Source organism: Streptomyces bicolor (assembly GCF_000719285.1).
Taxonomy (GTDB): Bacteria; Actinomycetota; Actinomycetes; order Streptomycetales; family Streptomycetaceae; genus Streptomyces; species Streptomyces bicolor.
In genome coordinates this window covers 165,007-183,784 of record NZ_JOFS01000010.1, presented here as the reverse complement: position 1 = coordinate 183,784, position 18,778 = coordinate 165,007, and the positions used below count along the sequence as shown (strand labels likewise).

Annotated in this window: 18 protein-coding genes and 1 tRNA gene; 13 read left to right on the top strand and 6 right to left on the bottom strand. The window is 71.8% G+C overall.

Translation table 11 applies throughout. The features are described from left to right. The first annotated feature begins 22 nt into the window (after positions 1-22). Positions 23-514, top strand: coding sequence for a GNAT family N-acetyltransferase (locus IF78_RS0116320; protein WP_031476335.1), 492 nt, complete (start codon positions 23-25; stop codon positions 512-514). A 362-nt stretch (positions 515-876) separates the two neighbouring features. Here IF78_RS0116320 and IF78_RS0116315 read toward each other — a convergent pair whose 3' ends face one another. Beyond that, positions 877-2,934: an MDR family MFS transporter gene (locus IF78_RS0116315; protein WP_031476333.1), complete on the bottom strand. Its 2,058-nt coding sequence runs from the start codon at positions 2,932-2,934 to the stop codon at positions 877-879. Between the two features lie 168 nt (positions 2,935-3,102). Between IF78_RS0116315 and IF78_RS0116310 the strand changes: the two genes are divergently transcribed. Beyond that, on the top strand, positions 3,103-4,116 hold the full coding sequence (locus IF78_RS0116310) for a peptidoglycan-binding domain-containing protein (RefSeq protein WP_051827919.1): 1,014 nt from the start codon (positions 3,103-3,105) through the stop codon (positions 4,114-4,116). A 242-nt stretch (positions 4,117-4,358) separates the two neighbouring features. On the opposite strand, the gene IF78_RS0116305 is transcribed toward IF78_RS0116310, so the two are convergent. Continuing rightward, complete coding sequence (locus IF78_RS0116305) at positions 4,359-5,036, bottom strand: HAD family hydrolase (protein ID WP_031476329.1); 678 nt, start codon at positions 5,034-5,036, stop codon at positions 4,359-4,361. 196 nt (positions 5,037-5,232) lie between these two features. Further along, positions 5,233-5,814: a TMEM165/GDT1 family protein gene (locus IF78_RS0116300; RefSeq protein WP_031476327.1), complete on the bottom strand. Its 582-nt coding sequence runs from the start codon at positions 5,812-5,814 to the stop codon at positions 5,233-5,235. Positions 5,815-6,188: 374 nt separating this feature from the next. Here IF78_RS0116300 and IF78_RS0116295 point away from each other — a divergent pair, with 374 nt between their 5' ends. The 5 genes from IF78_RS0116295 (at position 6,189) to IF78_RS0116275 (ending at position 12,294) form a co-directional block, all read left to right on the top strand. After that, a complete protein-coding gene (locus IF78_RS0116295; RefSeq protein WP_031476325.1) occupies positions 6,189-6,833 on the top strand; it encodes an HNH endonuclease family protein in 645 nt (214 codons plus the stop codon). Positions 6,834-6,942: 109 nt separating this feature from the next. Continuing rightward, entirely contained in the window at positions 6,943-8,583 is a 1,641-nt protein-coding gene (locus IF78_RS0116290; protein ID WP_031476323.1) for an alkaline phosphatase D family protein, read from the top strand. 369 nt (positions 8,584-8,952) lie between these two features. Continuing rightward, the gene (locus tag IF78_RS0116285; protein ID WP_031476321.1) at positions 8,953-10,866 is read left to right on the top strand and encodes an FAD/NAD(P)-binding protein; all 1,914 of its coding nucleotides are present in this window, start codon (positions 8,953-8,955) and stop codon (positions 10,864-10,866) included. Positions 10,867-10,956: 90 nt separating this feature from the next. Further along, positions 10,957-11,394, top strand: coding sequence for a DoxX family protein (locus tag IF78_RS0116280; RefSeq protein WP_031476319.1), 438 nt, complete (start codon positions 10,957-10,959; stop codon positions 11,392-11,394). Positions 11,395-11,670: 276 nt separating this feature from the next. Then, positions 11,671-12,294 carry a DedA family protein gene (locus IF78_RS0116275; protein ID WP_031476317.1) on the top strand — a complete coding sequence of 208 codons (624 nt, stop codon included), beginning with the start codon at positions 11,671-11,673 and terminating at the stop codon, positions 12,292-12,294. Between the two features lie 432 nt (positions 12,295-12,726). Here the strand turns inward: IF78_RS0116275 and IF78_RS0116270 are convergent, their stop codons facing one another. Continuing rightward, positions 12,727-12,960 (bottom strand): DUF2277 domain-containing protein, encoded by a 234-nt coding sequence (locus IF78_RS0116270; RefSeq protein ID WP_031476315.1) that lies wholly within the window; start codon positions 12,958-12,960, stop codon positions 12,727-12,729. A gap of 89 nt (positions 12,961-13,049) precedes the next feature. Here IF78_RS0116270 and IF78_RS0116265 point away from each other — a divergent pair, with 89 nt between their 5' ends. The 3 genes from IF78_RS0116265 to IF78_RS0116255 all read left to right on the top strand — a co-directional run bounded on the left by IF78_RS0116265 (position 13,050) and on the right by IF78_RS0116255 (position 15,032). After that, positions 13,050-13,970: a ketopantoate reductase family protein gene (locus IF78_RS0116265; RefSeq protein WP_037640573.1), complete on the top strand. Its 921-nt coding sequence runs from the start codon at positions 13,050-13,052 to the stop codon at positions 13,968-13,970. Between the two features lie 128 nt (positions 13,971-14,098). Beyond that, entirely contained in the window at positions 14,099-14,443 is a 345-nt protein-coding gene (locus IF78_RS0116260) for a hypothetical protein (protein WP_031476311.1), read from the top strand. A 46-nt stretch (positions 14,444-14,489) separates the two neighbouring features. Further along, a complete protein-coding gene (locus IF78_RS0116255) occupies positions 14,490-15,032 on the top strand; it encodes a GNAT family N-acetyltransferase (RefSeq protein WP_031476310.1) in 543 nt (180 codons plus the stop codon). Positions 15,033-15,101: 69 nt separating this feature from the next. Here the strand turns inward: IF78_RS0116255 and IF78_RS0116250 are convergent, their stop codons facing one another. Continuing rightward, the gene (locus tag IF78_RS0116250) at positions 15,102-15,656 is read right to left on the bottom strand and encodes a DUF1062 domain-containing protein (protein ID WP_031476309.1); all 555 of its coding nucleotides are present in this window, start codon (positions 15,654-15,656) and stop codon (positions 15,102-15,104) included. A gap of 279 nt (positions 15,657-15,935) precedes the next feature. Continuing rightward, positions 15,936-16,010, bottom strand: a tRNA-Val gene (locus tag IF78_RS0116245). Between the two features lie 213 nt (positions 16,011-16,223). Between IF78_RS0116245 and IF78_RS0116240 the strand changes: the two genes are divergently transcribed. The 3 genes from IF78_RS0116240 (at position 16,224) to IF78_RS46130 (ending at position 18,749) form a co-directional block, all read left to right on the top strand. Then, complete coding sequence (locus tag IF78_RS0116240) at positions 16,224-17,015, top strand: DUF4097 family beta strand repeat-containing protein (protein WP_031476307.1); 792 nt, start codon at positions 16,224-16,226, stop codon at positions 17,013-17,015. A 74-nt stretch (positions 17,016-17,089) separates the two neighbouring features. Next, positions 17,090-18,502: a hypothetical protein gene (locus IF78_RS0116235; RefSeq protein WP_031476305.1), complete on the top strand. Its 1,413-nt coding sequence runs from the start codon at positions 17,090-17,092 to the stop codon at positions 18,500-18,502. Positions 18,503-18,527: 25 nt separating this feature from the next. Next, the gene (locus IF78_RS46130; protein WP_037640570.1) at positions 18,528-18,749 is read left to right on the top strand and encodes an FmdB family zinc ribbon protein; all 222 of its coding nucleotides are present in this window, start codon (positions 18,528-18,530) and stop codon (positions 18,747-18,749) included. Positions 18,750-18,778 lie beyond the last annotated feature (29 nt).

Genomic DNA, 18,778 nt, shown 5'->3' with positions numbered 1-18,778 from the left:
TCCCCCTCCCACAATGACGGCCATGACCTGGACCGTCGCCCCGGAACCCCACAACTCCCCCGTCGCCGCCGCGCTCTGGCGGGCGTACTACACGGAGGTCAGCGACCGCTACTACCTCCGCCACGAGGGCCACCGCACCGACCCGGCCGAGCTGGAAGGCGAGCTCGCCGCCCACACGGGTGCCGAACTCACCCCGCCCAAGGGCCGGTTGCTGGTCGCCCGATACGCGGGCGAGCCGGCCGGTTCCGCCGGCGTCAGACTGCTGGACGCGGACACCGCCGAGCTCACGCGGGTCTTCGTCCACGGGGCGCTGCGCGGCAAGGGCGGCGGCCAGGTCCTGGTCAGGGCCGCCGAGGAAACCGCCCGCACCTTCGGCGCCACCCGCATGATCCTGGACACCCGCCACGACCTGACAGAGGCACGGGCCCTGTACACCCGCCTCGGCTACGCGGAGACGGCGCCGCACAACGACGACGTCTACGCCGAGCACTGGTTCAGCAAGGCACTGCGGTGACTCTGGGCGGGGCGGGGGTGGGTGCACGGCCCGGCGCGACCGAGTGCCGCTGCGCCCACCCGTGCCGCCCCAGCGGCACGACTGCCCGCAGCTAGGCGGGCGTGCACCCCCACGGCCCGCAGCCGCCGACGGCGGGAAGGGGACGGGCCGGGGGGTGTCCGCCCGCAGTGGCCGGCGTCAACACGCAGCACCTCCCGGCCTAAGCCCAGCCGCCGGTCCGAGGACGGACACCCCCCGGCCCGGCCCCGACCCACAACCCACCCGCAGGCGCTACGCGCACCCCCACCAAACCCGCACAGGCGCCGCAGGCATCCGCACGCGCACCCCACCAAACCCGCGCAGGCCGCCGCAGGCACCCCGGCCTAACCGCCGGAGGCACCCGGCTGCTCACGATCCGAGCCGCACAACTCCTCGTTCAGCTCCTTCACCAACTGGATCAGATCGGTAGGCCGATCCGGCCCCCACCAGTCCCCCAGCAACTCCGCCAGCGACTCCTCCCGCACCCGGGCCAACCGCTCGGCAACCTCCCGCCCCCGATCGGTCAGCACAAGATCCAGCCCCTCCCGCCGGGCCAGCCCCCGCCCCTCCACCTGCCGCGCCGCATCGAGGACGACGGTCAACGGCACGGCACTGCGCTCGGCGAGCACCGCCGGCTCCACCCAGCCGTACTTCTTGATCCGCAGCAGCAGCCAGCCGGCCGCGGGCAGCAGGTCGTACCCGGCCCGCTCGGTGATCTTCCGGTACACCTCCCGCCGCCCCTCCCGCGTCCCCAGCACCGACAACGCCCGGCACACCTCGTCGTACGACGACCGCTCGACCGGATTGCTGGCCAGCGTCTCGGTGACGTCGGGCGCCCTGACGGACCCCCGCAGCCTGTCCTCCCGCAGGAACCAGGCGAGCACGAATCCGAGCAGCGCGACGGGAGCGGCGTAGAGGAACACGTCCGTGATCGCGGACGCGTACGCCTCCAGCGCCCCCGGCCGCAACCCGGTCGGCAGTTCGGCGATGCCCCGAGGGTCCGCCTCCAGCCCTTCCAGCGACACACCGCCAGGAAGCCGTACCCCCCGGAACGCCTCCACGAGCTTGTCGTCGAGCCGGCCCGCGAAGATCGTGCCGAAGATGGCGACGCCGAACGAGGCCCCGATGGACCGGAAGAACGTCGCCCCGGACGTGGCGACGCCGAGATCCTCGTACGACACGGCGTTCTGCACGATCAGCACGAGCACCTGCATGACCAGCCCGAGCCCCAGCCCGAACACGAAGAAGTAGACACTCATCTCGCCGGTGGAGCTGTCCATGTCGAGCTGGTGAAGCAGCAGCAGCCCCAGAACGGTGACCCCGGTCCCGGCGATCGGGAACACCTTCCAGCGCCCGGTACGACTGACGATCTGCCCGGACCCGGTCGACGACAGCAGCATGCCGACGACCATCGGCAGCATGTGCACCCCGGACATGGTCGGACTGATCCCCTGCACGACCTGCAGAAACGTCGGCAGATAGGTCATCGCGCCGAACATCGCGAACCCGATGATGAAGCTGATGACCGCGGACAGCGTGAACGTCCGCACCCGGAACAGCTTGAGCGGCAGGACAGGTTCGGCGGCCGCCCGCTCCACGGCCACGAACGCGACGGCGAGCACCACCCCGAGCAGCGCCAGCCCGACGATCTGCACCGATCCCCAGCCCCACGTAGTCCCCCCGAGGGACGCCACCAGCACCAGACAGGTGGCGACCGACGCGATGAGGAACGTACCGAGGTAGTCGATGACATGCCGCGTCGCCCTGTGCGGAATCCGCAGCACGGCGGCGATGACGGCAAGGGCGACGAACCCCAGGGGCAGATTGACGTAGAACACCCACCGCCAGCTCAGATGCTCGGTGAACACCCCGCCGAGCAGCGGCCCCAGCACACTGCTCGCCCCGAACACCGCACCGAACAGCCCCTGGTACCGCCCCCGTTCACGAGGCGGGACGATGTCACCGACGATCGCCATCGACAGCACCATGAGCCCGCCGCCCCCGAGCCCCTGAACGGCCCGGAAGGCGATGAGCTGAGCCATGTCCTGCGCCATGCCGCACAGCGCGGAACCGACGAGGAAGATCACGATCGCGATCTGGAAGAGCCGCTTGCGGCCGTACTGGTCACCGAGCTTGCCCCACAGCGGAGTCGCGGCGGTGGACGCCAGCAGATACGCGGTCACGACCCACGACAGGTGCTCCAGCCCGCCGAGGTCGCTGACGATGGTCGGCAGCGCGGTCGACACGATGGTCTGGTCGAGGGCGGCGAGCAGCATGCCGAGGAGCAGCGCGCCGATGGTGACGAGGACGTTGCCGGGCACGTTCTCGTGCGTCTGGACTCCCCGCCTCGGGGGCTGCGCGTCACGCACATTTCCCGTCATACCGTGCGCATCCCCGCCCATGAAGACCTCCCGAGACCGTCGTTACACCTCCCACGCATCTCCATCGTGATCGCTTCGCCCCGTTATGGCCTGTCGAGTCCCTTTGGAATCAGTTATTCCGGGGGTTGGGGAGGCCACGTGAGGAACGTCTGCATAACCTGGGGAGTTCACGAGGGGAGGGGCGAACACGTGAGCGAGCCGAGGGGAACAGCGGGACCGGAGGGTCCGGACGACCCGGGGCACCCGACGGACCGCCGGTGCCCGGAGTGCGGGGCGCCGAGAGCGGCCGACAACACCCCGTCGTGCGGCTGCGGCCCACGCGCGTCCGAGGCCCTGCGAGACGCCCGTACGGCGGAGGCGGCCGCGGCGGAGGATTTCGATCCGCTGCGGATACGTCCATACGTGGAACTGGAGGGCGGCGCCGACGAAACGATGCCGCTGCGGCCCGTACCGCCGATCGCGCCGTCCCCCACGCCGCCGTCACCCCCGGCGGCGGCACCGAGCCCACAGAACCTGAGCCTGTTCGAGCCGGACGCGGGCTCCTACGACGACGAGGCGGGGGACGGGGACGACGGCGGTGCCGACGACACCGCCCCGCGCCGGGCCCGTCGACGCCGCCGTACGGCTCTGCTTGGCGCGGGCGGGGCACTGGTGGCCGTAGTGGCGGCGGCGGGCCTGGCGAGCGGCATGCTCAGCTACGAGAAGCCGTCCCGGGACACGGCACTCCCGGACGAGTTGCGGCCGAGCATCCCGGCCGCCCCGTCGACGAGCGAGGCATCGCGGGAGCCGTCACCTGCCGGGCCGTCGACGCCGTCGGCACGGCAGCCCGCGTCCGCGTCACCCACGCAGAGCGCGTCTCCCTCACGGTCGAGGTCGAGCGCGTCCCCCACGCCGTCCCGCTCGGCGGAACCGACGCCGGCTCCCTCGACAGCGCAGCCCACGGCCTCCCAGGAGGGATCCGCCGCCCTCGAGCCCACACCTCCGACTCTGCGCCCCGGCGACCGGGGGCCCGAGGTCACGGAACTCGAACTCCGCCTGACCCAACTCGGCCTCTACACGCGGGAGGCCGGTGGCAACTTCAACGAGGGTGTCGAGGACGCGGTCGCCAGGTACCAGTGGGCGCGGGGGGTCCAGGCGGAGGAGTACGGGGTGTACGACCTGGCGACGAGGGAGAAGCTGGAGTCGGAAACGAGCGAGCCGTGACGCGGTTCGCCCAGGAGCTCGGGGGTTCGGGTGCGATGGCGCCGCGGGGTGTGTCGGGTTGCTCGCGCAGGTCCCCGCGCCCCTTGAGGTCGGCTGCGCCTGAGCCCACCCAAGGGCGCGGGGCTGTATCGACATGCGGCTCCGCCGCGATGGGGGTCCCCCCGCTCGAGCGAAGCCGAGAGTGGGGGAGCGACCAGCCACAAACCACCCGCAGCCGCCATCGCACCGACCACCCCGAGCCCTCAGGCGACAATCACCCGAATCCCCCCACCCTCCGCGCCCTCAACCCGCACCTGCCGCAAGTCCGCCACCACCACATCCGGCTCATGGAACCCGGCGCGAGGCCCAACCCCCACCACCCGCATCCCCGCGGAGCGCCCCGCCTCGATCCCCGCCCCGGAATCCTCGAACACCACGCAGTCCGCGGGCGCGACGCCCAACTCGGCAGCCCCCTTCAAGAACCCCTCGGGGTCCGGCTTGCTCGCCCCCACCGACTCCGCGGTCACCCGCACCTCCGGCAGCTCCAGCCCCGCGGCACCCATCCGCGCCGTAGCCAGCGCCAGGTCCGCCGATGTCACCAGCGCATGCGGCACCCCCCGCAACGACGCCAGAAACTCCGGTGCCCCGGCTATCGGCACCACACCCTCCACCTCCGCCGTCTCCTCGGCGAGCATGCGCGCGTTGTCGGCGTGGTTCTGCTCCATCGGCCGGTCGGGCAGCAGCAGCGCCATTGAGGCGTACCCCTGCCGCCCGTGCACGACCTTCATCACCTCGTCGCCGTCCAGCCCGTGCTGCTCGGCCCAGCGACGCCAGATCCGTTCCACGACGGCGTCGGAGTTGACGAGCGTGCCGTCCATGTCGAGCAGGAGGGCGCGGGCGGTGAGGACGGTGGGCACGGCGGGCACGGTGGTGGCCGGCATCGGCAGCTCCAAGGCGAGGGGCGCCCGGGGGAGCAGGGGCCCCCGGAGGGACAAGGTGGTCCCGCCCGCCGGTCAGGGAAAACGGGCGGGAGCCACTTTGTTCCCCCACGGTACAAAACCGATCCCGATTGCGCTACCGCCTCCAGAAACCGTTCACCGACAGTTCAGCTCGACCCGCTCCCGGTCCGCCGGCGACTCAGCCGGCGATCGCCTCCCACAGACTCCACGCACCCAGGCCCAGCATCACCAACGCCGCCACCTTGGTGATCAGCTTCAACGGCACCCGCCGCATCAGCGCCTTCCCCCCGACGATCCCGATCGCCGCCACGGCCCACAGCGCCAGCACCGCACCGAGCCCGACCGACAGCGGATCGTCGTACCGCGCCGCGAGGTTCGCCGTCATGATCTGCGTCAGGTCCCCGAACTCGGCGACCAGGATGAGCATGAAGCCGGCCCCGGACACCTTCCAGAAGGACTGGTTCTCCGGCTTGCGGACCTCCTCCTCGTCCTCGTCCCGCTTCATGAGCAGCACGGCGGCGCCGCCCAGGAAGAGCACGCCGGTGAGCGCCTGCACGATCTGCTGCGGCAAGAGGGTCAGCATACTGCCGGCCGCCACGGCCAGCGCGACGTGCACGGCGAACGCGGCGGCGACACCGGCGAAGACGTACGAGGCGCGGTAGCGCGTACCGAGGACGAGCCCGGCGAGCGCGGTCTTGTCGGGCAGTTCGGCGAGGAAGACGACGCCGAAGACGACCGCCGTCACGGTAAAGCTGATCAAGGTTCCTCAATCGGTCGGGGCCGCCCCACCGAGAGCATTGTCACTGCGCTGCGACACCTCGGCACGGCAGCACACTCGGCACCCGTGCCGTACGGCGCGGGCGTGCACTGCTTGCCGAAGGTCTCGCTGGCCGACCCGTGAACGAGGTCCGCCTCCGGGCGCCGGCTCAGGCGAGCTGAGCAGTATGTCGACGGTCCGGCGAAGAGCTACTCCCCTTCTGCGCCCACCATCATACGAGATCGTTTCGCCGTGAACCTTGTTATGTCATGTACGCGTCACTAACTTCTTACCGGACGCACACCTCCCGGCAATGCGGCGTGACGAGCATTCCATCGCTCGCTCGCCAACGCCCCCACCCCTCAAGGGAGTTCGCCATGTCGAAGTTCTACGCGCGTCGACGCGTCAGCATACTCGCGGCGCTGACCGGTGTCATAGCCTCCGTCGGCCTCTTCAACGGCCCGACCGCCTCCGCCGCGCTCCCCACCCCCGTCAGCGCCTCCACCGCCCGCACCTACCTCGCCTCGCTCACCGTGGCGACCGAGGACCGCACCGGCTACAGCCGCGACCTCTTCCCGCACTGGATCACCCAGTCCGGCACCTGCAACACCCGCGAGGTCGTCCTCAAGCGCGACGGCACGAACGTCGTCCAGGACTCCTCCTGCGCCGCCACCAGCGGCAGCTGGTTCTCCCCGTACGACGGCGCCACCTGGACCGCCGCCTCCGACGTCGACATCGACCACCTCGTCCCGCTGGCCGAGGCCTGGGACTCCGGCGCCGACAGCTGGACCACCTCCCGCCGCCAGGCCTTCGCCAACGACCTGACCCGGCCGCAGCTGATCGCCGTCACCGACAACGTCAACCAGGCCAAGGGCGACCAGGACCCGGCCACCTGGATGCCGTCGGTCAGCTCCTACCGCTGCACCTACGTGCGCGCCTGGGTGCAGGTGAAGTACTACTACGACCTCTCGGTCGACTCCGCCGAGAAGTCCGCCCTGACGAACTACCTCGCGAGCTGCTGACCACGCGCCGACGCGGTACCGCCGGAGTTCGGCAAACCGTGATCTGCGGAATCTCGCCGTTCCCCTCCGTCGTTCCGTACCGTACGGGGCGACGGAGGAGGGCATCGACGTGGCCGAACTGCGCCTGGGACCACTGCTGAGGTATGCCGACGGCTCGTCCGCGACCGTCTGGGTCGAGGCGAGCCGTCCGTGCACGGCCGAGGTGCGCGGTGCGGACGGAGCCCAGGGCGAGTCCCGTACGTTCCAGGTCGCCGGGCATCACTACGCCCTGATCCCGGTGACCGGCCTCACCCCCGGCACGGCACAGTCGTACGAGGTCCTGCTCGACGGCACGCGCGTGTGGCCGCTTCCCGGCTCCCCGTTCCCGCCCTCCCTCATCCGCACCCCGGCCGGCGGCGACCCCGTCCGCCTCGCCTTCGGCTCCTGCCGCTGGGCCGCGCCGCCCGCCGGCGAGGAGGACCCGGTCGGGCCGGACGCGCTCGACACACTGGCCGCCCGGATCGCGGCCGACCCGGACGGTGAGCGGCCGGACGTGCTGGTGCTGCTGGGCGACCAGGTGTACGCCGACGAGACGTCCAAGGCGACCAGGCGCTGGCTGGCCGCCCGGCGCGATCTGAGCGAGCCGCCGGGCAACGAGGTCGCGGACTACGAGGAGTACACCCGCCTCTACTACGAGTCCTGGCTCGACCCCGAGGTGCGCTGGCTGCTGTCCACCGTGCCGAGCTGCATGATCTTCGACGACCACGACGTCATCGACGACTGGAACACCTCCGCCGCCTGGCTGGCCGACATGCGGGCCACCCCGTGGTGGCGCGAGCGCCTGCTGAGCGGACTGATGTCGTACTGGGTGCACCAGCACCTCGGCAACCTCTCCCCGGCCGAGCTGGCCACCGACCCGCTCTATGCCGACGTACGCGAAACCCCCGACGGCACCGACGTGCTGCGCTCCTTCGCCTGCAAGGCGGACGCCGACCCGGCGTCCGTCCGCTGGAGCTACCGGCGCGACTTCGGCCGCGTACGGCTGCTGATGGTGGACACCCGGGCCGCGCGGGTGCTCGACGAGGGCGCGCGCTCCATGCTCCACCCCGGCGAGGAGCGGTGGCTGCGCGAGCAGGCGCTCGACGCGCGTGACTCGTACGACCACCTCCTCATCGGTACGTCGCTGCCGTGGCTGCTGCCGCACCTCGTGCATGACGCCGAGGCGTGGAACGCCGCCCTGTGCCGGGGTGAGCGCGGGGAGCGCTGGGCGCGGTTCGGGGAGGATGTGCGACGGCGGGCGGACCTGGAGCACTGGGCCGCGTTCCCCCCGTCCTTCGACGCGCTGGCGGAGCTGATCGCCGAGGCCGGGTCGGGGGCCGGGGCACCGGCGACGGTGTGTGTGCTGTCGGGGGACGTGCACCACGCGTACGTGGCCGAGCCGGCCTGGCCGCGGGGCGAGGGGCCCGACGCCCGGGTCTTCCAGCTGACCTGCTCACCGGTCCACAACGCCATCCACCTGGCGATCCGGCTCGGCTTCCGGTTCGGCTGGAGCGGCGCGGGCCGCTGGCTGGGCCGCCGGTTCGCCGGCCACGGAAGCTGTCCGCGCCCCCCGATCGACTGGCGCCGGACGGGCGGCCCGTGGTTCGGCAACCAGCTGATGACCCTGACGTTGAGGGGGCGTTCGGCGCGGTTGCGGCTGGAGCAGGCGCGGGAGTCGCGTGGGGGTGGGGCGCGGCTGAGGACGATTGCCGAGTCGGAACTCGCGCGATGAGCGTGAGGCGGTGCGCCTGAGAACTCGGGGTGTTCGGTGCGATGGCGGCTGCGGGTGGTTCGTGGTTGCTGTTGGTTGCTCGCGCAGTTCCCCGCGCCCCTGGAGGCGCGTCCGCTGCACGTCCGCAAGGGGCGCGGGGAACTGCGCGACCAGCCACACACAACCCGCAGCCGCACATGAACCCAAATCCCCCAAACCCCCCGCGAAGTCCGAACTCGCCCCCCATCGACCCATGACACGCGTGATGCATCCCACACTCACACACCCCCGGGCTCAGTCACCCCCGCTCCCGACGGCATGATGAGCCGGGCCCTCCGCTTCCAACCGGCGGCTCGCTCCACTGCGCCCCCACGCCCGGGAGTCCCCCCTTTGACTGCACCGCCCTCCGCACCGACCCCGGAGTCCCCCACGGTCTCCGTCGCCCTGGTCGGCGCCGGCCCCCGCGGCACCAGCGTCCTGGAACGCCTCTGTGCCTCCGCTCCCGAACTCCTCCCGCCCGGGGCGTGCCTCACGGTCCATGTCATCGACCCGGCGCCACCCGGTCCGGGCCGCGTGTGGCGGACCGCGCAGTCGGCCGAGCTGCTGATGAACACGGTGTCCTCGCAGGTCACGCTGTTCACCGACGACAGCGTGGACTGCTCCGGCCCGATCCGGCCCGGCCCCAGCCTCCACGACTGGGCGGCCGGCGCGCTCGGCCCGGACGAGTACCCGACCCGCGCCCACTACGGCCGGTACCTGGAGTGGGTGTTCGCGAAGGTCGTGCGCGAGGCGCCGCCCGCGATCCGCGTCGAGACGTACGCGGCCCGTGCGGTACGGCTCGACGACGCGCCCGACGGCCGCCAGGTCCTCACCCTCGACGACGGCCACACCCTGCCCGGCCTGTCCGCCGTGGTCCTCGCGCAGGGGCATCTGCCGACGGCCGCCGACGCGACCCAGCGCCGCCTCGCCGCGTACGCCGACCGGCACGGCCTGCGCCATGTGCCGCCCGCGAACCCGGCCGACGTCGACCTCTCCGCCGTATCCCCCGGCGAACCGGTGCTGTTGCGGGGCCTGGGCCTCAACTTCTTCGACCACATGGCCCTGTTGACGACAGGCCGGGGCGGCCACTTCGTACGTGACACCGGGCGACTGCGTTACGTCGCCTCCGGCAACGAGCCCCGCCTGTACGCCGGTTCGCGGCGCGGCATCCCGTACCAGGCACGCGGCGACAACGCGAAGGGGCCGTACGGCCGCCATCTCCCGCTCGTCCTGACCCCCGAGGTGATCGCCGGCTTCCGCAAGCGCGCGGACTCGGGCGAGGCACCGGACTTCCTGGCGGAGATATGGCCGCTGGTGGCGAAGGAGGTGGAGACGGTGTACTACACGGCGCTGATACCGGCCGGCCCCCGGCGGCCCGAGTTCACCGAACGCTTTCTCGCCGTCCCCCACCGCCACCCGCAAGAGGCCCTGATGCTCGACGAGTTCGGCGTCCCGGAGCGCGAGCGCTTCAGCTGGGACCGGGTCTCGCGGCCGTATACGGGACGCCACTTCACGGATCCCGGGCAGTGGCGCGACTGGCTGCTGGCGTATCTGCGCGAGGACGCCGCGCAGGCCGCCCGGGGCAATGTGGACGGCCCCCTGAAGTCGGCCCTGGACGTGCTGCGCGACCTGCGCAACGAACTGCGGCTCATCGTCGACCACGGCGGCCTCACCGGCGCCTCCCGCCGGGACCACCTGGACCGCTGGTACACCCCGCTCAACGCCTTCCTCTCCATCGGCCCGCCCCGGCGGCGCGTGGAGGAGCTGGTGGCACTCATGGAGGCGGGCGTGGTGGACGTGCTCGGACCCCGGCTGGAGGTGCGCGAGGAGGACGGGGCCTGGGTGGCGCACTCCCCCGAGGTGCCGGGCTCGGCGGTCCGGGCGACGGCGCTGGTCGAGGCGCGGCTGCCGGAGCCCGACCTGCGGCGCAGCGCCGACGACCTGCTGGCGCGGCTGCTGAAGACCGGGCAGTGCCGCCCGCATGTCGTCGACGGTTACGAGACCGGAGGGCTGGACGTTACGCAGCGTCCGTATCGTCTGATCGACCGTCAGGGTCAGGCGCACCCACGGCGGTTCGCGTTCGGGGTGCCCACGGAGGGTGTGCACTGGGTGACGGCGGCGGGCGCCCGGCCGGGTGTGGATTCGGTCACTCTTTCGGATGCGGACGCGGTGGCAAGGGCGGCGCTACGTGCTGCTGTTTCAGGGGCGGAAGGGGATATCGAGGCCGACTCTTGGCCGAATGTTGAACTTGCAAGTGTTGATTAGGGCTCCCTAACGTGGGGCTACCGATCAGTATCGTCCCCACACCGTTCCTTGAAGGGACCGGTTCACCGTCAGACCGAGGGAGTCCCCCACATGACCGGCCGCCTCAACAGCGCCCAGCCGTATGCCATCGGCCTGTTCCGCATCGTCGTCGGCCTGCTCTTCGCCTGCCACGGCGCCAACTCGCTCTTCGGCACCTTCGGCGGCCAGACCCCGCCGGCCGGCACCTGGCCCAACTGGTACGCCGCCGTGATCGAACTCGTCGGCGGCAGCCTGGTCCTGCTCGGCCTCGGCACCCGCGTCGCCGCGTTCATATCCTCCGGCGCCATGGCGTACGCGTACTTCAAGGTGCACCAGCCCCAGGGGCTGTGGCCCATCGAGAACAACGGCGAAGGCGCCGCCATGTACTGCTGGGCCATGTTCCTGCTGATCTTCACCGGCTCCGGCGCGCTCGGCCTGGACCGGCTGTTCGCCAAGCGTTCCGGCGCGCAGAGCGGCACAGCGGCCGACAAGACGCCGGTCGCGGCCTGACGGCTGCGACCGCTGCTGCGGCTTTGCGGCTGCGGCCGCAGCTACGGCTGCACGACGGCGCCCGTACCCGCGAGACTCACGCGGGGACGGGCGCCGTTCCCTTTGGCGGGCTGGCCGAGGGGCGGCCCGGTGAACATGTTGTGCCGATCACACGAGCCCCCGATGAATCTCCTGTCACACCCCAGGCGTACGCTGTATGGCTGTTACAGGCCGCCCCTGCCGCTCCCCCACGACGTCGCGGCACGGTCCGGCCACGGGGGTCAACGGGGAGTTGCGGTGCTCGACGGATTCGAGGACGTGGGTTCGCTCACGGCAGGCCCATGGATCTACGCGGTCGTGGCACTGTCGGTGCTGCTGGACGTGTTCCTGCCGGTCCTGCCCAGCGGAGTACTGGTGATCATGGCGGCGACCGCGGCGGCCGCGGGCTCGGGTGCCGCGACCGGACAGGTGCCCGGCGAGGTCCCGGACATCCTGGCCCTGACGCTCTGCGCCGCTACGGCGTCCGTCCTCGGCGACCTCGTCGCCTACCGCCTCGCCCGGCGCGGCGGCGCCCGGCTCGACCGCGCGATCGCCCGCTCCCGCCGCCTGACAGCAGCGCAGGAACGTCTCGGCACGGCGTTGGCCCGAGGCGGCGGCGCCCTGGTGGTCCTGGCCCGATTCGCCCCCGCCGGCCGCTCGGTCGTCTCCCTGGGCGCCGGCGCCACCCACCGCAGCGCACGCGACTTCCTGCCCTGGTCCGCCCTGGCGGGCCTCACCTGGGCGAGCTACAGCGTGGCCCTCGGCTACTTCGGCGCCCAATGGCTGGGCGCGACGTGGCTGGCGACCGGCGTGTCGGTGGCGGCGCTGTTCGGGGCCGGGGCGGTGGCGACGTATCTGATGCGGGGGCGCTGCGCCGGCTGAGCCGGTCGCCTGAGAGCTCTTGGGTTCGGGTTCGATGGCGGCTGCTGGGGGCCGGTGGCCGGTCGCGCCCACGCGGCGGAGCCCAGCGGCGCCCGCACATCTGGTCCAAGGACGGCGACTACGCCCTGGCCGACCTGCCGGAGTCGCCGCTCGCGGAGAGCTGGGCGGCCAGGTCGTCCCTACCCCTACCTCGACGGCCACTCCCCCACGGGCATCGCCGAGCGAGCGGCCCAGGCCCCCCGGACGACGGGAACACGTCCGAAGTGCGCGGGAGGCGGAGGGAGGCGACGGTGAACGACCCCCGCCGAGCGCACGGAGGCCCCGATGCATATCGATACAGCCCCGCGCCCCTTGGGGCGCTGCAGCGCCGTCGGCCGCGCGCCCCATCCCCTGCCAGGGCCCCACGCCGGGCAGCCCACGACCAACCCCCCGCTACCCGACCTTCTGGGCCGCCCTCGCCCCCCGCACCTCCAGCCCGCCGAGCAACTCGGCCGTGGCCTCGGCGATCGCATCCACGGCGTGGTCGAAGACCTCGCGGTTGTGCGCGGCCGGGGCCCGGAAGCCGGAGACCTTGCGCACGTACTGCAGGGCGGCGGCCCTGATCTCTTCCTCAGTCGCCTCTTCGGGCAACACGGGCGGACGAAGCGTCTTGATGCTGCGGCACATGCCTAACAGTCTCTCTCGGGGACGGGCCTGTCTGCCATGATCACCTCAGAGGCGGCCACCACCAGGGGCCGACCGACGAGAGGAACCGCATGACGGCGAACGACATGACGGCGAACGACCGACTCACCGTGGCGATACTGGGCCCGGGCGGCATAGGCGGCCTGCTCGCCGCGCTGCTGTCCAGGGCCGGCCACCGCGTCATCTGCCTGGCCGGCGACGAGACCGCGAAGACCCTGCGTACGACTGGAATCCGCGTCCGCAGCGGCCCGTTCGGCGACTTCACGGCCGAGGTCGAGGCGGACACCGAGCTCCGCGAGACGGTCGACGCCTGCCTGATCACGGTCAAGGCCACCGCCCTCGACACGGCCCTGACCCGCGTCCCGCCCACCGCGCTGGGCGACGCCCTGGTCGTACCGTTCCTGAACGGAGTGGAACACCCGCGGTCCCTCCGCGCCCGATACGGCCACGACCGCGTCGCCCCCGCCGTCATCCGCGCCGAGTCGACTCGCGTCGCCCCCGGAGAGATCGAACACGCCAGCCCCTTCGCCGAGATCGACCTCACCGGCGAGACCGTCCCCCACGACCGCCTGAACGCCCTCGCACAGGCCCTGGACGCGGCCGGACCCACCACCCGCGTCCTGCCCGACGAAACGGCCGCCCTCTGGGCGAAGATGTCCTTCCTGGCCCCGTTCGCCCTGCTCACCACCCGCCACGCCCTCCCCCTCGGCGACGTACGCACGCGCCACCGCGAGGAGTTGACGTCCCTCGTCGAGGAGACGGCGGCCATCAGCCACGCCTCCGGCGGCCCCGCCGACCCCACCCAGGCCCTCGCCCGCTACGACGCCTTCCCGCCCAGTACGAAGTCCTCCATGCAGCGGGACGCCGAGGCAGGCCGCCCCCTCGAACTGGACGCCATCGGCGGCGCGTTGCTCCGCTCGGCGGAGCGGCACGGGGTGCCCGCGCCGGTGACGGCCCGCCTGGTGGGCGAGTTGAGGGAGGCCGGCCACTAGCCGGGCTCACGGGGCGCACGGGGCCGACCGGGCGGACCGGGCGGAACGATCATCCGCCCACACACTCGTTCGCATGAACCACCCAAAGGCGCTCGCAACCCAAATTCGAACAGGCGTAGCATTGCGCCGTGGCTACGCCCTATGACTTCCCGAGTGACCTCCTCGCCGGCCAGGAGGAGCTGCATCAGGTCCGGGCCGAGCTGTCGGCCCTGCTGAGGCGGCTGCCCTGGTCGGTCGTGCCCCTGGACGGATTCAACGACGACAACGGCTGGCGCAAGGTCGAGCGCCCCGCCTCCCCCGGCTGGACGGAGGACGAACAGGCCGAGGTGGAAAAGCTCCGCCGACGCGAACACGAACTCGCGGTCTTCGTCAGCGGCCACCGCTTCTGGTCCGAGATGGCCGGCGCGGAACGCGTCGACGCCCGTACGCGGCTGAAGCACGCCCATGAGGCATCGGCGGCCGACGAGAGCTGAACTTATTGGTTTGCCGTCGGCCGGTCCGACCGGATAGGAAGCCTGGATGCTGAGAGGGAGAAAGGTCGGGCTCAGGGCCCGGCACGAGGAGGACATACCGGTCCTGCGGGCCGAGCTCTACGACGACGTGGTCAACTCCTCGCGAGCCGAAGCCGGGCCGTGGCGACCGATCTCGCCCGGCGCCAAGGATCCGCGGCTCATGGTGGACAACCAGGAACAGGGGCACGTCCCGTTCTCCGTGGTGGAGTTGGAGGGCGGCACGCTGGTCGGCAGCGCGAACCTGTGGGGGATCGACAACCACAACCGGTCCGCGCACATCGGGCTGGGCCTATTGCCGGCCTCCCGCGGCAAGGGCTACGGCACCGACGTGGTCGCGGTGCTGTGCCACTACGGGTTCGTCGTGCGCGGCCTGCAGCGGCTCCAGATCGAGACGCTGTCGGACAACGACGCGATGCTGCGCTCCGCCGAACGCAACGGCTTCGTCCGCGAGGGCGTGCTCCGTTCCTCGGCCTGGGTGATGGGCGAGTTCCTGGACGAGGTGCTGCTCGGGCTCCTCGTCCAGGACTGGAAGCAGGACTCGACGGTCTAGGGCACCGCTCGACCGTCCAGGGCCTGTCCGGCGGATCCCGCCGGACAGGCCCCTCGCCCCGAGGTGGGCTCAGCGCTTGAGCGTGAAGGTGAAGTCGCCGGAGAGCTTGCCGCTCAACCGGACCGCCGACACGAGCTTGCCCTCCGTGATCAGCCGCTCGACCTCGGCCCGCGAAAGACGGCAGCCTTCAGCGATCAGTCGCACGGGCCGGACCGGGATCCGCGCCGCGAAACGGACCGAGACGTCGAAAACCTCACGGTCCAGGTGATCCGATCCGCCGGTGTCGAGACGCCAGGCCTTGTCCCAGTCGAGGGCGATGCGGTTACGGCGCCGCACGACCGGATCCTGGAGCAGCTCGGCCGCCAGGTCGGGGTCGTTGTCATGCATGCGCTCCAGCAGATCAGGTCGTATGGAGCGCACGTTCATCCGCTCCAGGACCGTGAGCTTCGCCGTGTCCCCGCAAGCGGTACAGAGCACGAGAAGCCAGGCGTCGAGGAGCTTGTGGTTTGCGTTGACGCGAAATTTGCCGTTCGCCCGGAAGCGCTCGCACGCGCACGCGCACGCGTGGCAACGGCGGAGAACAAGCGGCAGGCAGGTGGGCACGACCGCCCAGGTATTGAGCACAGAAGTACACCGGTTTCAGTGAGAAATCCGCAGCAAGAAGCAGCGCGGCGCGCATGCGCGACGCGCGACAGATCAGCTCTCGGGAGGTCTCACACGGTGTACAACGGCACGTCCTTGCCTGGGCGACTCGGTCGGGCAGCACGGTACTGGCGCACAGCGACGCCGCTCCACTGGTTTTCGAGCGCCTCACTGGCCATCTGGTGAGCTCCGGGCACACGGAAACGGCCCCCGGAGATCTCTCCGAGGGCCGCGGAACACCAGCTGGGCTGGGTCAATCCTTGGTGGGCGCGGACGGTTTCGAACCGCCGACATCCTGCTTGTAAGGCAGGCGCTCTACCCCTGAGCTACGCACCCGGGACAAGCCGACAGCCTACATTGCCCAGGGCCCGGTCCTGCAAACCGGTATCACGGCACAACAGCGCCGGCGCCCGGGACCGGGGGCTAGCCCCACCTCGAGTCCGGTAGTCCGCCGGATCCCGCGGCGGAGCCGGGATCCGTACGGTCGAAGCACCGTCGAAGTCCCGGGCCGAGCAGGTCGGCCCGAAAGAGTCCCAGGGGGAGATCGTCATGGCCCGTACCGTTCCCGGTCGCGCCGCGTCGGTGAGGCGCCGCGGCGCCCTTGCCGGAGTCGTCGTCGTGCTTGTCGCCGGGGTGGCCGCCTGTGGGGCCTCCGCCTCGGACGACAAGGAGCCTGAGCACCGGGCCTTCACGTTGGAGGGGCGGACCCTGACCGTCGACTCCGACGACTCGGCGCTGGAGATCGTCGCGGCCGAGGGGAACAAGGCGGGCACGGTCGAGGTGACCCGGTGGTTCAAGGGGTCGGTCGCGGTCGGTTCGGATCCGAAGGTGACGTGGGCGATGGAGGACGACCGGCTGGTGTTGCGGGAGGAGTGCTCGGGCATGATCGCCAACTGCTCGGCCAAGCACCGCATCGAGGTGCCGCGCGGGGTCACCGTGAAGGTCGAGGACCGGGACGGGAGCGTGCGGGCGCGGGGGTTCCGCGACGCGCTGAGCATTCACACGGGGGACGGGTCCGTGCATGTCACCGACTCCACCGGTCCGCTGGACCTGGAGACGGGTGATGGTTCCGTGCGGGTCTCCGACGTCTCCTCGCGGCAGGTGAAGGCGAGGACCGGTGACGGCTCGGTGCGGCTCGAACTCGCCACCGTGCCCGACCTGGTGGAGACCCGCAGCGGCGACGGCTCCGTGACGATCGAGCTGCCGCGGGCCACGTACCGCGTGACGACCGAGACCGGCGACGGCTCGGTGGACGTGTCCGTGCCGCGGGACGACACCAGTGCCCATGTGGTCTCCGCCCGCACCGGCGACGGAAAAGTCACGGTGCGAACCGCGAACTAACCGGCCCGTGTGTTCGTCCTAAACCGGTGGGAGAATGACACCGGGCAGGGTGAATGACAGCACGGGAGAGGGATGTGACGGCGACACCTCCGCAGCCGCACTCGCCGTCAGCGCCGCGCGCACAGCGCCGGCGCCAGCACCACCCCGAGCGGGGCCTCCCACGGCCCGTCCTCCGTGACACCCTCACCCTGATCGCCGCCCTCCCGCTCGTCGCCGTCCTCGCCCTCCCCGCCGCCTTCGCCGGCGGCGGCACCCGGCGCTGGTTCGGTGGGCGGTCCGAGAGTCAGCGAGCCGAGGCGCAGGCCGCGAAGGACGCCGCGGCGGCCGCGTTCTACGAGCTGGACACCGCCCAGCGGGATCTGCGCATCTCGATCGAGACGATCACGGCCGTGGACGACTCCCCCGCCGCCCGCCGGGCGACCGGCGACTTCGCGGCGCTCGGACGGCGTATCGACGAGGTCTCGCACCAGTACATCAACGCCGTCGACGCCCACGACCTCGACCGCGACGACCTGGAGGCCTCGGCCGCCGCACGCGCGCGTACCGAGCTGACCAGGGCCAAGGACGAGCTCGACAACGTCAAGCGCGAGCTGGACCGGTTCGCGGACGGGCTCGGGCCGCTGCTCGGGAAGGCCGAGACCCAGCTGGCCCGCCTCGCCCCGGCCGTCGAGCGCGCCCGGCAGGGCCTGCTCGCCGCGTCGAACGCCCTGGACGCCGTACGGGCGTCGGGGCTGAAGGCGGACGACCTCGCCGCCCGGCTCGCCGCCCTGGCCCCGGAGCTGACCAAGCTGAACCAGGGTGCCGGGCAGCACGGCGTCCCGCAGACCCTGGACCGTGCCGAGCGCGTCGCGCGGGAGGCTGGGGCGGTCCGGGCGGAGGCCGAGCGGCTGCCGGAGCGGGCGGCCGAGATCGACCATCGGCTCGTCTCGCTGCGGACGCGCGCGCAGGCGCTCACCACCCGTGCCGGGCAGGTCGAGCCGGTGCTGAGCGAGCTGCGGCGGCGGTTCACGGCAGCCTGCTGGCAGGACCTGCAGAACGTCCCGGGCGGTGCCGCGGAGAACGTACGGCAGGCCGAGTTGAAGCTGGAGGAGGCCCGGGCCGCGCGCGACGAGCAACGCTGGCCGGACGCCACCGCGCTGCTGTCGACGGTGCGGGCACTGCTGAACTCCACCGATGAGTCGGTGTCCGCGGCGGGTGACCGGCTGCGCCGGCTGAACGCCGTGCAGAAGGACCCGCAGCAGGAGATCGACCGGACGCGGTTCGCGATCCGGGACGCCCAGCGGCTGGCCATGGCCGGGCGGAACACCCCCGATCCGCGGCACGCACGCCCGCTGGACGACTCCGTGGCACGGCTGGAGCGGGCGATCGGCACGCTGGAGGGGCGCCACCCTGACTACTGGCACTTCCTCACCGAGACGGAGGGGGTGCGGCGGACGGTGGCGCGGGTCGTCGCGCAGATCCGTGAGGAGCGCGGCGCCGGGCACTGACCCGTGCGGCGGTTAACCTGTGCGCATGCCTCGCTACGAGTACCGGTGCCGCAGCTGCGGCGACACGTTTGAACTGAGCCGTCCTATGGCGGAGTCTTCCGCGCCGGCGAGCTGCCCTGCGGGGCATGACGACACGGTCAAGCTCCTGTCGACGGTTGCGGTGGGTGGTACGGCCTCCGCCCCGGCCCCCGCCCCCAGGGCGGGCGGCGGGGGCGGCGGGTGTTGCGGCGGGGGCTGTTGCGGCTAGGTAGGCGGTGCGTTGTTGGCTGCGGGTGT

Bases quoted from the DNA above. Each gene is read 5' to 3' on its own strand.
- IF78_RS0116240 (WP_031476307.1), top strand. From the start codon at position 16,224: ATGGCCCGTACCGTTCCCGGTCGCGCCGCGTCGGTGAGGCGCCGCGGC.
- IF78_RS0116255 (WP_031476310.1), top strand. From the start codon at position 14,490: ATGCTGAGAGGGAGAAAGGTCGGGCTCAGGGCCCGGCACGAGGAGGAC.
- IF78_RS0116320 (WP_031476335.1), top strand. From the start codon at position 23: ATGACCTGGACCGTCGCCCCGGAACCCCACAACTCCCCCGTCGCCGCC.
- IF78_RS46130 (WP_037640570.1), top strand. From the start codon at position 18,528: ATGCCTCGCTACGAGTACCGGTGCCGCAGCTGCGGCGACACGTTTGAA.
- IF78_RS0116315 (WP_031476333.1), bottom strand. From the start codon at position 2,934: ATGGGCGGGGATGCGCACGGTATGACGGGAAATGTGCGTGACGCGCAG.
- IF78_RS0116270 (WP_031476315.1), bottom strand. From the start codon at position 12,960: ATGTGCCGCAGCATCAAGACGCTTCGTCCGCCCGTGTTGCCCGAAGAG.
- IF78_RS0116265 (WP_037640573.1), top strand. From the start codon at position 13,050: ATGACGGCGAACGACATGACGGCGAACGACCGACTCACCGTGGCGATA.
- IF78_RS0116305 (WP_031476329.1), bottom strand. From the start codon at position 5,036: ATGCCGGCCACCACCGTGCCCGCCGTGCCCACCGTCCTCACCGCCCGC.
- IF78_RS0116280 (WP_031476319.1), top strand. From the start codon at position 10,957: ATGACCGGCCGCCTCAACAGCGCCCAGCCGTATGCCATCGGCCTGTTC.
- IF78_RS0116295 (WP_031476325.1), top strand. From the start codon at position 6,189: ATGTCGAAGTTCTACGCGCGTCGACGCGTCAGCATACTCGCGGCGCTG.